Annotated in this window: 13 protein-coding genes; 4 read left to right on the top strand and 9 right to left on the bottom strand. The window is 62.5% G+C overall.

Annotated elements, in window-relative coordinates; genetic code table 11:
- Nucleotides 1–57: 57 nt before the first annotated feature.
- The 7 genes from PQR42_RS30825 to PQR42_RS30795 all read right to left on the bottom strand — a co-directional run bounded on the left by PQR42_RS30825 (nt 58) and on the right by PQR42_RS30795 (nt 6,971).
- Nucleotides 58–1,512: a catalase gene (locus PQR42_RS30825; protein ID WP_408390091.1), complete on the bottom strand. Its 1,455-nt coding sequence runs from the start codon at nt 1,510–1,512 to the stop codon at nt 58–60.
- 76 nt (nt 1,513–1,588) lie between these two features.
- A complete protein-coding gene (locus tag PQR42_RS30820) occupies nt 1,589–1,726 on the bottom strand; it encodes a hypothetical protein (protein ID WP_408390089.1) in 138 nt (45 codons plus the stop codon).
- Nucleotides 1,727–1,905: 179 nt separating this feature from the next.
- Nucleotides 1,906–2,865: a LysR substrate-binding domain-containing protein gene (locus PQR42_RS30815; RefSeq protein ID WP_408216935.1), complete on the bottom strand. Its 960-nt coding sequence runs from the start codon at nt 2,863–2,865 to the stop codon at nt 1,906–1,908.
- Between the two features lie 265 nt (nt 2,866–3,130).
- Nucleotides 3,131–3,877: a PqiC family protein gene (locus PQR42_RS30810; RefSeq protein WP_408390086.1), complete on the bottom strand. Its 747-nt coding sequence runs from the start codon at nt 3,875–3,877 to the stop codon at nt 3,131–3,133.
- On the bottom strand, nt 3,874–5,532 hold the full coding sequence (locus tag PQR42_RS30805; RefSeq protein ID WP_408216940.1) for a PqiB family protein: 1,659 nt from the start codon (nt 5,530–5,532) through the stop codon (nt 3,874–3,876). Before PQR42_RS30805 ends, PQR42_RS30810 begins: the two co-directional genes overlap by 4 nt.
- A complete protein-coding gene (locus tag PQR42_RS30800; RefSeq protein ID WP_408216943.1) occupies nt 5,525–6,187 on the bottom strand; it encodes a paraquat-inducible protein A in 663 nt (220 codons plus the stop codon). The genes PQR42_RS30805 and PQR42_RS30800 overlap by 8 nt, the downstream gene beginning before the upstream one ends.
- A gap of 7 nt (nt 6,188–6,194) precedes the next feature.
- Nucleotides 6,195–6,971 carry a paraquat-inducible protein A gene (locus tag PQR42_RS30795; RefSeq protein ID WP_408390084.1) on the bottom strand — a complete coding sequence of 259 codons (777 nt, stop codon included), beginning with the start codon at nt 6,969–6,971 and terminating at the stop codon, nt 6,195–6,197.
- Nucleotides 6,972–7,387: 416 nt separating this feature from the next.
- On the opposite strand from PQR42_RS30795, the gene PQR42_RS30790 reads away from it, so the two are divergent.
- From PQR42_RS30790 to PQR42_RS30775, 4 genes are all read left to right on the top strand, one after another.
- On the top strand, nt 7,388–7,948 hold the full coding sequence (locus PQR42_RS30790) for a cytochrome b (RefSeq protein ID WP_408216949.1): 561 nt from the start codon (nt 7,388–7,390) through the stop codon (nt 7,946–7,948).
- Nucleotides 7,949–7,956: 8 nt separating this feature from the next.
- Entirely contained in the window at nt 7,957–8,520 is a 564-nt protein-coding gene (locus PQR42_RS30785) for a YceI family protein (RefSeq protein WP_408216951.1), read from the top strand.
- 67 nt (nt 8,521–8,587) lie between these two features.
- Nucleotides 8,588–9,157: a YceI family protein gene (locus PQR42_RS30780; protein ID WP_408494392.1), complete on the top strand. Its 570-nt coding sequence runs from the start codon at nt 8,588–8,590 to the stop codon at nt 9,155–9,157.
- 281 nt (nt 9,158–9,438) lie between these two features.
- Nucleotides 9,439–10,716: an MFS transporter gene (locus PQR42_RS30775; protein WP_408390081.1), complete on the top strand. Its 1,278-nt coding sequence runs from the start codon at nt 9,439–9,441 to the stop codon at nt 10,714–10,716.
- A gap of 128 nt (nt 10,717–10,844) precedes the next feature.
- On the opposite strand, the gene secF is transcribed toward PQR42_RS30775, so the two are convergent.
- Together secF and secD are read right to left on the bottom strand one after the other, a co-directional pair.
- The gene (secF, locus tag PQR42_RS30770; protein ID WP_408216956.1) at nt 10,845–11,795 is read right to left on the bottom strand and encodes a protein translocase subunit SecF; all 951 of its coding nucleotides are present in this window, start codon (nt 11,793–11,795) and stop codon (nt 10,845–10,847) included.
- Nucleotides 11,796–11,813: 18 nt separating this feature from the next.
- On the bottom strand, nt 11,814–13,877 hold the full coding sequence (secD, locus tag PQR42_RS30765) for a protein translocase subunit SecD (protein WP_408216959.1): 2,064 nt from the start codon (nt 13,875–13,877) through the stop codon (nt 11,814–11,816).
- Between the last annotated feature and the right edge of the window lie 65 nt (nt 13,878–13,942).

The raw sequence follows: 13,942 nt of genomic DNA, 5'->3' as shown, positions 1-13,942 counted from the left end.
CAGCGGGACGCAGATGCGCCCCGCTTTGCTGCATCACTTCAACTGCGTAATTGCTGCTTAATTCTTGTTGCGTTCCGCGAGGTCGGCCATCGCCGCGATCACGCCTTCCGCGTAAGCCGGGTCGGCGCGACGGAAATGCTCGATCTGACGCGCAACGATTTCCTGCGGCACACCGTCGATATGGCGTGCGATGTTGCCGAACAGACGCTCGCGCTGTGCCGCATCGAAGAGCGCAAACAACATGCCTGGCTGCGTGTAGTAGTCGTCGTCCAGCCGATGATCGTAGCGATCCACCGCACCCGCCGCGAGCGGCGGCTCGGACGCATTGGCGTCCTGCGCGAAATCGCCGAAGCGGTTCGGCTCGTAATTCACGTTGCGGCCGAGGTTGCCGTCCGTGCGCATCGCGCCGTCGCGATGGAACGAATGCGGGCTCGGCACGCGCGATGCATTCACCGGAATCTGGTGGTGATTGATGCCGAGGCGATAGCGCTGCGTGTCGCCGTACGAGAACAGACGACCTTGCAACAGACGATCCGGCGAGAAGCCGATACCCGGCACCACGTTGGCCGGCGTGAACGCCGCCTGCTCCACGTCCGCAAAGTAGTTCTGTGCGTTGCGATTCAGCTCGATCGTGCCGACGTCGATCAACGGATAGTCCTCCTGCGACCACACTTTCGTGATGTCGAACGGATTGAAGCGATACGTTGCCGCTTCCGCTTCCGGCATCACCTGAATCGCGAAGCGCCACTTCGGGAAGTTGCCCGCGTCGATGTTGCCGACCAGATCGCGTTGCGCGCTTTCGCGGTCTTGCGCGACCACTTGTGCCGCTTCGGCATCGGTGAAGTTCTCCATGCCTTGCATCGACTTGAAATGGAACTTCACCCAGAAACGCTCGTTGCCGGCGTTGATAAACGAATACGTGTGCGAGCCGAAGCCGTGCATCTGACGGTAATTCTGCGGAATGCCGCGGTCGCTCATCAGAATCGTCACCTGATGCAACGACTCCGGATGACGCGACCAGAAATCCCACGCCGCGACATTGCTGCGCATGTTGGTGTACGGGTCGCGCTTTTGCGTGTGGATGAAGTCCGGGAACTTCAGCGGATCGCGGATAAAGAACACCGGCGTGTTGTTGCCGACCACGTCCCAGTTGCCTTCTTCCGTGTAGAACTTGATCGAGAAACCGCGCACGTCGCGTTCGGCGTCGGCTGCGCCGCGCTCGCCGGCCACCGTCGAAAAACGCATGAAGAGCGGCGTTTCCTTGCCGACTTGCGCAAACACCTTCGCCTTCGTGTAGCGCGAGATATCGTGCGTGACCTTCAGCGTGCCGAACGCGCCCGAGCCTTTGGCGTGAACACGGCGTTCCGGAATCACTTCGCGATCAAAGTGAGCGAGTTTTTCGAGCAGCCAGACATCTTGCAGAACAACCGGACCGCGCGCGCCGGCGGTCATCGAATTCTGATTGTCGGCGACAGGTGCGCCGGCGGCACTGGTGAGCTTACGTTCGGACATGCGTGACTCCTGGTTGGCTTTTATCGAAACAGATTGTGGGGAGCGGCGCGGCACACTGATGCCAGAGGCTCATGCGCTATGCGGACAAGGCCCGATCGACCAGCAGGGACAACGCGACGGTGCGCACGTCGAGCATCGACGCGACAAAACCGCGCCGCACGATGGCCGCTTGAGCGATGAGGGCGTGGACTTGTTGCGGCTTGGATTGCGTCATGATTTCCTCCGGGTCGTGTGGGATCAGGCGATCCATGGAGGAAACTATAACAACACTATCGAATTAGCGTCTTTGATTAATTTTATCTATTCGATAGGGCTTGTGGCTATTGGCGCCTCGGACGGGCGCCGGGCTGGTCGCTGGACGTGCGCAGCGAGCCGGCCTTCTCGGTGCGCTTGTCAGTTGACGGCGACCGGCAACTCGAGCTTCTTGACGCCCGCCAGATCGCAGGAGCTAATGGCGTCGCAAATGGCCTCGATGGCGGGCATGCGCGTGAAGCTCTTGCGCCAGGCCAGCACGACGCGGCGATCCGGCACGGGTTCGTCGAAAGCGACGTAGCTGAGCAATCCCGAATCGATGCCACCGGCGTGCGGCTTGACTTCATGCACCGACATGCGCGGCAGCACCGTAATGCCGACACCGCTCGCCACCATGTGACGGATGGTTTCCAGCGACGATCCTTCAAAAGTCTTCTGGATGCCGTCCGCGTTTTGCGAAAAGCGCATCAGTTCCGGGCAAACGCCGAGCACGTGGTCGCGGAAGCAGTGACCGCTGCCGAGCAGCAGCATGGTTTCCTGCTTCAGATCGTCGGCGTCGATTTTCAGGCGGTTTTCCCAGGCGTGACCGGACGGCAAGGCGACCACAAAAGGCTCGTCGTACAGCGGGCGCAGCATCAGGCCCGTTTCCGGAAATGGCAGCGCCATGATGGCGACGTCGATTTCGCCTTGCTTGAGCAGTTCGATCAGCTTGAGCGTGTAATTTTCCTGCAGCATCAAGGGCATTTGCGGGACGCGCTTGATCATCTGCTTGACGAGCGTGGGCAGCAGGTACGGCCCGATCGTGTAGATGACGCCAAGGCGCAGCGGCCCGACCAGCGGGTCTTTGCCCTGTTTGGCGATTTCCTTGATGGCGAGCGTCTGTTCGAGAACGCGTTGAGCTTGCGTGACGATCTGTTCGCCGATCGGCGTGACGCTCACTTCGCTGGTGCCGCGCTCGAAGATCTGGACGTTGAGCTCGTCTTCGAGCTTTTTGATCGCCACCGACAGCGTCGGCTGGCTGACGAAACACGCTTCGGCGGCCCGGCCGAAGTGCCGCTCGCGGGCGACCGCGACGATGTATTTCAATTCGGTGAGCGTCATTAGGGGACCAATCAGTGCAGTGAATTCGATAGGTTCTAGTTATACACCTATAGGGTCGGTTCGCCAACCTTTTGGGTTTATTTGCGCGGGGCGCTGGGTGGGGTTTGGTGCTTGTTGTGCTGGCCTCTCCTTGAAATCTGGGTTGGCCTTTCCTTGAAATCATGGCGGTCTATTAGCGTCGCCCCTGTGCGGGGCGACGCCAATAGACCACTAACAAAGCAAGGAAAGGCCAACAGCGCCAGGACCACATCCAAACCAAAAGCCTTCAACTACCAGCAACAGCAGCCCCACCATCAGAAGGACACGCCGGCACAGCCACGACTCCAACTTTGCCAGCAGAAGCCCCACCCTTACCCTGCGGAGCCGCCACAGGAGCAGCAACCGCCATGGCTTGCATGGCAGAAGCCACCTGCATGGAAATTCGCTGCAATGCCTTCCGGTGCCCCTCGACCAGCGCGTCATACCCACCGCTAACCGGCTCGCTCACCACACTCCGGCAAGTCATCACAGCCGTAGTCCGCACAGCCCGCACACTCCACACGGCATCGATCAACGCATGCGAACCCGGCCATGACTCAAACCGCTGCACATTCATGCTGACGCGATACACCGGTGTCGCATCCGGATAGGCCGTGCCGTACACATCGATCGTGCCTAATTGCTGCGTCAGATTCGTAGAGAGCGCACGACGGATTTCGTCGCCAGGCAAGGAAGCCCAGCGCTCCTGTTCGAGTACCTGAACTTGCGTCGGCCCCGTCTGCACGACGAGCTGATTCTTGGTCACCTGCGGCGGCACGTCGATCGGCGCGACTTCGATCAGCCATGCCGGGGCAGCCGAGGTCCGGGCGCTGACCGGCGTAGCGGATCCGGCAGCGCTGCCGGCACCCAGCGTATAGAAGTGGCTCGAAGGCGACGAGCATGCCGCCAGCGCCACGAGTCCGGCCAGAGCGCCGGCAACGGCAGCGCCGCGCACGAGCCCGCGCGGCGGGCGGGGGAGCCGGGCAAACATCATGGTTTATCTCCTGATTTACCGCGCAACAGCGATTCGGGGTGACGCTCCAGATAATCCGACAGCGCATTCAGCGACTGCAACGTGCGCGTCAATTCCTGCAACGCCTGATGAACATCGGACTGCAGCGGCGAATCCTGCTGCAACGTCGCCTCGGCCGAACCGAAGGTTTGCTTCGCCGCCGCAAGCGTGTCGCGGGCCTGCGGCACGACTTCCTTGTCGAGTCGCGTGAAGAGCTGATCGGCGTTCTTCAGCGCGCTGTTCAGGTTGTTGCCGATCTGGTCGAACGGAACCTTGTCGAGCTTTTTCGCAATGTCGGCGACCTGGAGCTGCAACTCGTCGAGCGTGTTCGGAATCGTCGGCAGTTCGAGCGGATCGCTCGCCACATCGACGGTCGCCGGCGGCGCCTTCGGGAAGATGTCCAGCGCCACATACAACTGGCTCGTGATCAGATTGCCGGTGCGCAACTGGCCGCGCAAACCGTGCTTGACGAGTTGTTGCAGCAGCGTTTGACCGGCCAGCGTGCCCGGCACCGGCGCCGTCTCGCGGAAGCGCTTGCCGAGACGGTCGGGGTACAGGTTCATGGTCACCGGCATCGTGAAGCTGCGCGTTTTCGGATCGTAGTCGATGCTGATGCTGGTCACCTGGCCCAACACGATGCCGCGGAAATCGACCGGCGCGCCGACCGACAGCCCACGCAGCGACTGGTTGAAGTTCATCACCACGCGCAACGGCACGCCGTCCGGTTCGCGCATCGCATCCGCTTCGTCCGAGCCGAGGCGGAACGTCATGTTGTTCGGTGCCTGCGCGCCCACGCCTTGACCCGGCGGCGACTGGAACGACAAGCCGCCCACGATCACCGTGGCAAGCGACTGCGTGTTCAGCTTGAAGCCGCTGGAATCGAGCCGCAGATCGACGCCGCTCGCATGCCACCAGCGCGAATTGGTGCCGACGTACTGGTCGAACGGCGCTGACACGAAGACCTGCATGGTCACGCCGGTGCCGTCCTTGTCGAGCGAGAAGCCGACCACCTGGCCGACCTGCACGCGCCGGTAAAAGATCGGCGAGCCGATATCGATCGAGCCGAGCGAGTCGCCGTGCAGGACGAACTGGTGGCCCTTCTGGTCGCCGGTAATTGGCGGCGGCGTTTCGAGGCCCACGAAATTCTTCTCGCTATCCGGCGAGTGCCCGGCGTCCGCACCGATGTACGCGCCCGAGAGCAGCGTGGTGAGACCCGACACGCCGCTCGCGCCGACGCGCGGCCGCACCACCCAGAAACGCGAATCCTTGACCGCGAAGTCTTCGCCTTCCTTGGTCAATTGCACCTGCACCAGCACGTGGGACAGATCTTTCGACAGCGTGATGGTCTTCACCGAGCCGACGTCGACGTCCTTGTACTTCACCTTGGTCTTGCCGGGTTCGAGGCCTTCGGCGCTGATGAAGCTGATCGTGATGGTCGGGCCTCGTGCGGTCACCGACTTGATCACGAGCGCGATCCCGATCAGCGCGGCGATCAGAGGAATCACCCAGACGAGCGAAGGCAGCCAGCGGCTGCGCGGCTCAATTTCAGGGTCGGGGAGTTGGGGCGGCAGCTTCGGTCCGTTCGAATCGTTGCGCGGCGCATCGGAGGCGGGCGTCGGTTCTTGCGGGCTAGTCATGTTTGAGATCCTGAGGTTTTTGGGTACTGCCGTCCACGCCGCCTTCCACGTTATCCCAGATGAGCCGTGGATCGAATTGCATGGAGGCCATCATGGTCAGAATCACCACCGAGCCGAAGGCGATCGCCCCGGGGCCGGCCGTGATGACGGCAAGCGATTTGAAGCGCACCAGCGCGACGGTCAGCGTGACGACGAACACGTCGAGCATCGACCAGCGCCCGATCCGTTCGACCATCCGGTAAAGCGTGGTGCGCTGCTCGGGCCGCCAGCGCGAACGACGCTGCGCCGTGACGGTGAGCAGCACCAGCACGCTCAGCTTGAGCATCGGCACCATGATGCTGGCGATGAACACGATCACCGCGAGCGGCCAGTCGCCCGAGGTCCAGAAATAGACGACGCCACTCATGATGGTGTCGTCTTCGGAACCGAGCAGCGACGAGGTGTGCATCACCGGCAGCAGATTCGCGGGAATATACAGCAGCGCCGCGGCGATCAGCAGCGCCCAGGTGCGCATCAGGCTGTCGGGGTTGCGCGAGTGCAGACGCGAGCCGCACCGTGCGCAGTGCTGCGGCGTGACGGAGCGGATGCGCGGTTCGACGCGTCCGCACGCATGGCAGCTGAGCAGGCCCGCGCGTTTCGCGGTGACGTATTTCATGGCGTGCTCATCCTCGACGTGGCACCGGCGGCGTGCCCGGCGGCAAGGCGGACGGTGCGGTCTGCACGTCGGGCGCCGCAGCGGTGTGCACCTCGGACGGCGCGGGCGGTCCGGCGACCGAACTGACGGCGGCCGCCGCGCTGTCGGCGGAGGTGCGCGGCAGCGGCCGCTGGTTGCGGGCGCCGAGTTCGTCGGCGAGGTCCCACAGGATGCTCGGATCGAACGTGACCACCACCGCGAACATCAGCGTGAGCACGCCGAACGCGAACAACGCCGCTTCGGGAATCACGCGCGCGAGGCTCACCATCTTCACGATCGTGATCAACACGCCGAGCATGAACACTTCGATCATGCCCCACGGGCGCACGAACTGAATGGCGCGCAGCACCTGATTGAAGGCAGGCGGCACATAACCCGCGCGCAGCGGAATCAGCACATACAGCAGCGCGACGAGCTCAGTCAGCGGAAACAGAATGGTCGAGCAGAACACCATGATCGCGACAATCTGCATCTCCTCGCCCCACAGGGCGACGAGCGCGCCGAACAGCGTGGTCTGCGAGGTGATGCCGTTGGCTTCGAGTTCGACGATCGGGAAGCCTTGCGCGATCAGGAAAGTGATCAGCGCGCCGAGCGTCATCGCGCTGATGGCGTCGAGCTTGCGGGACACGCCGCGATAGAGCGTCGCTCCGCAACGCGGACAGCGCGCGACCGTGCGCCCGACAAGTCGTGGCTTGCGGAACAGCGTATCGCATTCATGGCACGCGATCAGATTGTCATGGTCCATAGGGCAAAGGGCCGACGGTGTGAGGGGAAGCGTGCAATGCCCGTTCTATGGCAGGTCTGATAAAAAGGTGCAGCAATAGTACCAAAACGCGCCCGGCCGTCGCACAGACCGTCGCGCGGGGTGCGGCCTTTGGGCTAGAACGGCTGTCGGCGGACGATTGATCCTACATGGAATCGGTATAACTCTGACAGCCTCCGTCCCCAATTGTTCAATGCGGGCGCCACTGCGCTGGAGCGGCCGGTCCGCGGCATATCAGCGGGCTGCAGCCAGTTTTTTCCGATTGGGGTAGCATGGCCGCCTTGGCGTGTGCCCCAGCAGGCATGGTCCGATCGTACGCGCCGATGCGCTGCGCATCGGTACCTGGAATAGCAGTGCGGGCTGCGCCGTTAACCTCACTTAGCTTGCGTTGACCTGTCATGGCACTCAATCCTTCATTCGGCAGCCGGGAGTCGTACACGCGGACTGCCATCGCCTTGCATTGGCTGATCGCGTTGCTGATCGTGTGCGGCTTCGCGCTCGGCTGGGTGATGACCGATATCCCGGGCTTCACACCCACCAAGCTGAAGTACTTCTCGTGGCACAAATGGATCGGCGTGACGGTGTTCGCGCTCGCCGTGCTGCGCATTCTGTGGCGCGCCACGCACGCGGCCCCCGTGATGCCACGCCGCATGCCCGTCTGGCAGCGCGGCGCCGCGCATCTCGTGCACCTGCTGCTGTACGTGCTGATGATCGCGATTCCCGCCTCGGGCTATCTGTACAGTTCGGCGGCCAACATCCCGGTGGTGTACCTCGGGCTGATTCCGCTGCCGCGCCTGATCGCGCCGGATCCGCATCTCAAGGAACTGCTGAAGAACGTGCATATCACGCTGAATTACACCTTGCTCGTGCTGGTCGCGTTGCACGTCGCGGCCGCGCTCAAGCATCAATGGCTGGATCGCGACGGCCTGCTCTCGCGCATGCTCCCTTTCCTCAAATAAGGACAACCATGAAGGTCTCGTTTTATCGCTACATGCTCGCCGCCTTCGCCGCGGCCTCGCTGACGGTGGCCGGCAGCGCTCTCGCGCAAGTCGACGTCGCGAAGAGTTCGGTGACAGCCACGTCGAAGCAGATGAACGTGCCGGTGGAAGGCAAGTTCGGCAAGTTCACCGCGCAGCTCAAGTTCGATCCTGCCAAACCGGCCGACGGCACCGCGCAGCTCAGCATCGACGTGGCCAGCTACGATCTCGGCGACGAAAGCTACAACGACCAGGTGCGCGGCAAGGACTGGTTCGACGCGAAGACGTATCCCACCGCCACTTTCGTCTCGAGCGCGATCGCGCCGGCCGGCGGCAACCAGTTCAAGGTAACGGGCAAGCTGACCATCAAGGGCAAATCGCAGACGGTGGTGGTGCCGGTCACGGTGTCCCAGCAGGGCGCCGTGCAAACCTTCGACGGTTCACTGCCGATCAAGCGCTCGCAATTCGACATCGGCACCGGCGAATGGAAAGACACCTCGGTGGTCGCCGACGAGGTCGTCATCAAGTTTCATATCGTTGCAGCACATAAGTGACGTTTGCCGCGCCGTTCGGGCGCGGCAGCTTTTTTCAAGAACCTAGGAGCGTGAATTGAAAACATCCATGTTGATCGCCGTCGGCGCGCTGGCTTCTTCTTTCTCGTTCGGCGCGTTCGCGGCCGTCGATACCTATCAGCTCGACCCGACTCACACGTATCCGAGCTTCGAGGCGGATCACTTCGGCGGCCTCTCGGTGTGGCGCGGCAAGTTCACCAAGAGCTCCGGCACGGTCACGCTCGACCGCGCGGCGAAAACTGGCACGGTCGACGTGACGGTCGATCCGGCGTCGATTGAAACGGGCAACGGCAAGCTCGACGAGCATCTGAAGTCGAACGAGTTCTTCGACGTCGCCAAGTATCCGTCGGCGACTTATAAGGGCACCGACCTCAAGTTCGACGGCGACAAGCCGGTCGAAGTGATCGGCAACCTGACGATGCACGGCGTCACCAAGCCGCTGAATCTGAAGATCGATTCGTTCAAGTGCATGCCGCATCCGATGCTCAAGCGCGAAGTGTGCGGCGTGGAAGCGAGCGCGCATTTCAGCCGTGCCGACTACGGCATGGATTTCGGCACCAAATACGGCTTCAGCATGGATACCAAGCTGCATATTCAATCCGAAGGCATCAAGCAATAAGGGCCTAACGCGTCTCTTGAACCTTAGGCATTGAATCGCGGCGATCATTGCGCCGCAACAAAAAAACCGCTTCGTTCGCTTTTGCGACGAAGCGGTTTTTTATTGACCGTCTGAAACGCTGGAAGCCTTATGCGGCGGCGTAGCGCAATTTCGCACTCGCGTCGTATTAATTTTTCGGGTACATAGAGCGCAGGCACCGTATTGGTTGTGCGCGCATCCAGTCGGGTGTTTTGAGGCGTCAAGCCGACATGAATAATATTTCGCGCGACTTGGAGATCTGCATGAACGCAACGACGGCAGCAAGCCTGGCGGGGAGCCGGCAAAACTCGTGGCGCGCGGTGATCGCGGCCTCGATCGGTAACGCGCTGGAATGGTTCGATCTGGTGGTGTACGGTTTTTTCGCGGTGATCATCGCCAAGCTGTTTTTCCCGGCCGGTAACGACACGGTCTCGCTGCTCCTCACGCTCGGCACGTTCGGCGTGTCGTTCTTCATGCGGCCGCTCGGCGCGATCGTGATCGGCGCGTATGCCGACCGCGCCGGCCGCAAGGCGGCGCTCACGCTCTCGATCCTGCTGATGATGGCCGGCACGCTGATCATCGCGATCCTGCCGACCTATCAAAGCATCGGCCTCGCCGCGCCGGTGATTCTCGTGTTGGCGCGCCTGATGCAGGGCTTTTCGGCGGGCGGCGAGTTCGGCAGCGCCACCGCGTTTCTTGCGGAGCACGTGCCGGGAAGGCGCGGCTTTTTCGCTAGCTGGCAGGTGGCGAGCCAGGGACTCACTACGCTGCTTGCCGCCGGTTTTGGCGTGTTGCTCACCGGCAAGCTGTCGCCTGAGCAGATGGGTTCCTGGGGTTGGCGCGTGCCGTTCATTTTTGGTCTGCTGATCGGGCCGGTCGCGTGGTACATCCGCACAAAGCTCGATGAGACGCCCGAATTCCTCGCGGCCGAAACGACCACGACGCCGCTGCGCGATACCTTCACCAGCCAGAAATTGCGCCTGCTGATTGCGATCGGCGTGGTGGTGCTCGGCACGGTATCGACGTATCTGGTGTTGTTCATGCCGACGTTCGGCGTAAAGCAGTTGGGACTGGCGCCTTCGGTCGCGTTTGCGGCGATTGCGCTGACCGGTTTGATACAGATGGTGTTCTCGCCGCTGATCGGCCATCTGTCGGACCGGCACGGACGCACCACGATCATGCTGATCTCGGCGCTGCTGCTGCTTGTGCTCATCTACCCGGCCTTCGTGTATCTGGTTGCGCATCCGACTTTCGGCACCTTGATCGCCATGCAGATCGTGTTCGGCTTTCTGATGACGGGGTATTTCGCGGCGTTGCCAGGTCTGCTCTCGGAGATGTTCCCGGTGCAAACGCGCACGACCGGCATGTCGCTGGCTTATAACATCGCCGTGACGATCTTCGGCGGCTTCGGGCCGTTCATCATCGCGTGGCTGATCAGCTTTACGGGCTCGAAGGCCGCGCCGAGTTACTACCTGATTTTCGCCGCGATCGTGAGTCTCGTCGCGCTGATGGCGGCGCGTCGCAAGCTCGGCTTTCGCTGAAGCGGGCGCCGCCCGTCCCTGCTGTGCAATGACGTAGCGCGGCCACGAAGAAGAGCGGCGGTAAACGCAAAAGGCCGGTTCGTGATGAACCGGCCTTTTGCATTGCGAGGTCTGAAGCTACAACAGGATCAGACTTGCGCGCCTGCGTTCGGATCGTCGACGTCGGTGCGATCCTTCTTGTCCTTGATCAGATCTTCGCGCTTCACGCCGAACCACATGGCGAGCGCCGCGGCGACGAACACCGACGAGTAGATACCGAACAGAATACCGACCGTCAGCGCCAAGGCGAAGTAGTGCAACGTCGGGCCGCCGAACAGGAACATCGACAGCACCATCATCTGCGTACAGCCATGGGTGATGATGGTTCGCGACATCGTGCTGGTGATCGCGTGGTTGATCACTTCGATCACGGTCAGCTTGCGTTCGCGGCGGAAGGTCTCACGAATCCGGTCGAAGATAACCACCGATTCGTTCACCGAATAGCCGAGCACCGCGAGCACCGCGGCCAGCACCGACAGCGAGAACTCCCACTGGAAGAACGCGAAGAAGCCGAGAATGATGATCACGTCGTGCAAGTTCGCGATCACGCCGGCCACCGCGTATTTCCATTCGAAGCGGAACGACAGGTAGATCACGATACCGACCACCACGCAGGCCAGCGCGAGCAGGCCGTCGGTCGCGAGTTCCTTGCCGACCTGCGGGCCGACGAACTCGACACGCTGCAGTTGCACCTGCGGAGTCTCGGTCTTCAGCGCGGTCATCACCTGATCGCTCTGTTGCGCGGACGTATAGCCCTGCTTGAGCGGCAGCCGGATCAGCACGTCACGCGAGGTGCCGAAGTTCTGCACCTGGGCGTCGGCATAACCGAGCTTGCCTAGCGTGCCGCGCACCGGCTCGAGCGGCGCGGCGCCCGGATACTGCACTTCGATGACGGTACCGCCGGTGAACTCCACCGACAGATGCAGCCCCCGATGCACCAGGAAGAACACAGCAGCAAGGAACGTCAGCAGCGAAATCGCGTTGAAAATCAACGCACGCTGCATGAACGGAATGTCTTTGCGGAAACGGAAAAATTCCATGGTCTTATTCTCCGGGACTCAGCGGGATGAACCCGGTTTCTGCGGCGTATTCGTCGTATTCGACGAGCCCGGCGCGTTGCGGCGGCGCACGGTCGGCTTGCCGGCGCGTGCCTGCGCGACCGCTGCCTTGGCCTTCGACGGCTTGGCGGCAACCGCGGCGATGGCTTGCGCGGTGTCGGTCGCGGCGTCTTCGCTACCGAGATAAGCGGCCGAGCCCGCAGGCGCCGTATCAGGACGCCACACCTGGCCAATGGCCAGCGACTTCAGCTTCTTCTTGCCGCCGTACCAGAGGTTGACGATGCCGCGCGAGAAGAACACGGCCGAGAACATCGACGTCAGAATGCCGATACAGTGCACGATCGCAAAACCGCGCACCGGGCCCGAGCCGAAGGCGAGCAGCGCGATACCGGCGATCAGCGTGGTGACGTTCGAGTCGAGAATCGTCGCCCAGGCGTGCGCGTAGCCGTTCTGGATCGCCAGTTGCGGCGGCGCGCCGTTGCGCAGTTCTTCACGCACGCGTTCGTTGATCAGCACGTTCGCGTCGATCGCCATACCGAGCGCGAGCGCGATAGCCGCGATACCCGGCAACGTGAGCGTGGCCTGCAACATGGACAGCACGGCGATCAGCAGCAGCAGGTTGACCGACAAGCCGATCATCGAGATCACGCCGAACAGCATGTAGTACGCGATCATGAAGACGGCGATCGCCGCGAAGCCCCACACCACCGAGTGGAAGCCCTTCTTGATGTTGTCCGCGCCGAGGCTCGGGCCGATCGTGCGTTCTTCGATGATGTCCATCGGCGCGGCCAGCGAACCGGCGCGAAGCAGCAGCGCGAGGTCGGCGGCGCCTTGCGGCGTGGCCTGGCCGGTGATCTGGAAGCGGTCGCCCAGTTCCGACTGGATGGTCGCCACCGTCAGCACTTCGCCCTTGCCTTTTTCGAACAGCACCATGGCCATCGGCTTGCCGATGTTGTCGCGCGAGATGCTGGCCACTGCGCGGCCGCCGGCCGAATCCAGACGGATGTTGACGGAAGGACGTTGATGTTCGTCGAAGCTCGCCGACGCGTCGATAATCCGGTCGCCCGTGAAGATGATCTGCTTGCGCAACAGCACCGGCGTCTGGTTGCCTTGCGTGAACAGTTCGTCGCCCGGCGGCACCGGATCGGACGGATTCGGATGCGTGTTGACCGGATCGGCGAGGCGCGCTTCGAGCGTGGCCGTGCGGCCGATGATGTCCTTCGCCTTCGCCGTGTCCTGCACGCCCGGCAGTTCGACCACGATGCGGTCCGAACCCTGTTGCTGGATCACCGGCTCGGCCACGCCGAGTTCGTTCACACGGTTATGCAGCGTGGTGATGTTCTGCTTGAGCGCGGCGTCCTGCACGGCTTTCTGCACCGTCGGCGTGAACGTGCCGACCAGTTGCACGCCGCCGTCCGAGCCGGGTTGCGAGGCCCACTGGAGTTCGGCGATGCTGCGGCTCAGTCGCTTGGATGCGTTGTCCGCCGTGGCCTGATCGGCGAAATTGATCACCACCGACTGGTTGACGCGGTTCACGCCGCCGTCGCGGATGTTGCTGTCACGCAGGAGCGTGCGCGCGTCCGAAGCGTCCGAATCGAGCTTCTTGTTCAGCGCGCCGGCCATGTCGACCTGCAGCAGGAAGTGGACGCCGCCGCGCAGATCGAGACCGAGGTACATCGGCAGCGCATGCAAGGCGGTCAGCCAGCGCGGCGACGCGCTTTGCAGGTTCAGTGCCACGATGAACTGCGGGTCGGTCGGGTCGCTGTTCAGCGACTTCTGCAACAGGTCCTTCACGCGCAATTGCGTGTCGGTGTCCGGCAGACGCACGCGGATGTTCGCGTTGGTCGCCGAGTTGTCGAACGTGACGTCGTCCGGCTTGATCTGATTCGCGGCGAGCGCGGCTTCGACAGCCGACAGCGTGGTCGAGTCGAGCTTGACCGTTGCCTTGCCGCTCGACACCTGCACCGCCGGCGCTTCGCCGAACAGATTGGGCAGCGTGTACACGAGGCCGATGACCAGAGCCACCAGCATCACGGCGTATTTCCAGAGGGGGTAACGATTCATGAGTGGTCCAACGGGAAGGTTGGCTTGGAAGCGATGCGTCCGGCGATGAGCGCGGGCGGTTCACG

The sequence above is a fragment of the Paraburkholderia sediminicola genome, assembly GCF_046027355.1.
In the GTDB taxonomy this organism is placed as follows: domain Bacteria; phylum Pseudomonadota; class Gammaproteobacteria; order Burkholderiales; family Burkholderiaceae; genus Paraburkholderia; species Paraburkholderia sediminicola_B.
Note: the sequence above shows the minus strand (reverse complement) of the source record. Positions and strands in the feature narration are given on the sequence as shown.

What these genes read in the sequence shown, in the direction of transcription:
- PQR42_RS30790 (WP_408216949.1), top strand. Translation starts at nt 7,388, where the DNA reads ATGGCACTCAATCCTTCATTCGGCAGCCGGGAGTCGTACACGCGGACT.
- secD (WP_408216959.1), bottom strand. Translation starts at nt 13,877, where the DNA reads ATGAATCGTTACCCCCTCTGGAAATACGCCGTGATGCTGGTGGCTCTG.
- PQR42_RS30815 (WP_408216935.1), bottom strand. Translation starts at nt 2,865, where the DNA reads ATGACGCTCACCGAATTGAAATACATCGTCGCGGTCGCCCGCGAGCGG.
- PQR42_RS30805 (WP_408216940.1), bottom strand. Translation starts at nt 5,532, where the DNA reads ATGACTAGCCCGCAAGAACCGACGCCCGCCTCCGATGCGCCGCGCAAC.
- PQR42_RS30775 (WP_408390081.1), top strand. Translation starts at nt 9,439, where the DNA reads ATGAACGCAACGACGGCAGCAAGCCTGGCGGGGAGCCGGCAAAACTCG.
- secF (WP_408216956.1), bottom strand. Translation starts at nt 11,795, where the DNA reads ATGGAATTTTTCCGTTTCCGCAAAGACATTCCGTTCATGCAGCGTGCG.
- PQR42_RS30795 (WP_408390084.1), bottom strand. Translation starts at nt 6,971, where the DNA reads ATGGACCATGACAATCTGATCGCGTGCCATGAATGCGATACGCTGTTC.
- PQR42_RS30800 (WP_408216943.1), bottom strand. Translation starts at nt 6,187, where the DNA reads ATGAAATACGTCACCGCGAAACGCGCGGGCCTGCTCAGCTGCCATGCG.
- PQR42_RS30825 (WP_408390091.1), bottom strand. Translation starts at nt 1,512, where the DNA reads ATGTCCGAACGTAAGCTCACCAGTGCCGCCGGCGCACCTGTCGCCGAC.
- PQR42_RS30780 (WP_408494392.1), top strand. Translation starts at nt 8,588, where the DNA reads ATGTTGATCGCCGTCGGCGCGCTGGCTTCTTCTTTCTCGTTCGGCGCG.
- PQR42_RS30785 (WP_408216951.1), top strand. Translation starts at nt 7,957, where the DNA reads ATGAAGGTCTCGTTTTATCGCTACATGCTCGCCGCCTTCGCCGCGGCC.
- PQR42_RS30820 (WP_408390089.1), bottom strand. Translation starts at nt 1,726, where the DNA reads ATGACGCAATCCAAGCCGCAACAAGTCCACGCCCTCATCGCTCAAGCG.
- PQR42_RS30810 (WP_408390086.1), bottom strand. Translation starts at nt 3,877, where the DNA reads ATGATGTTTGCCCGGCTCCCCCGCCCGCCGCGCGGGCTCGTGCGCGGC.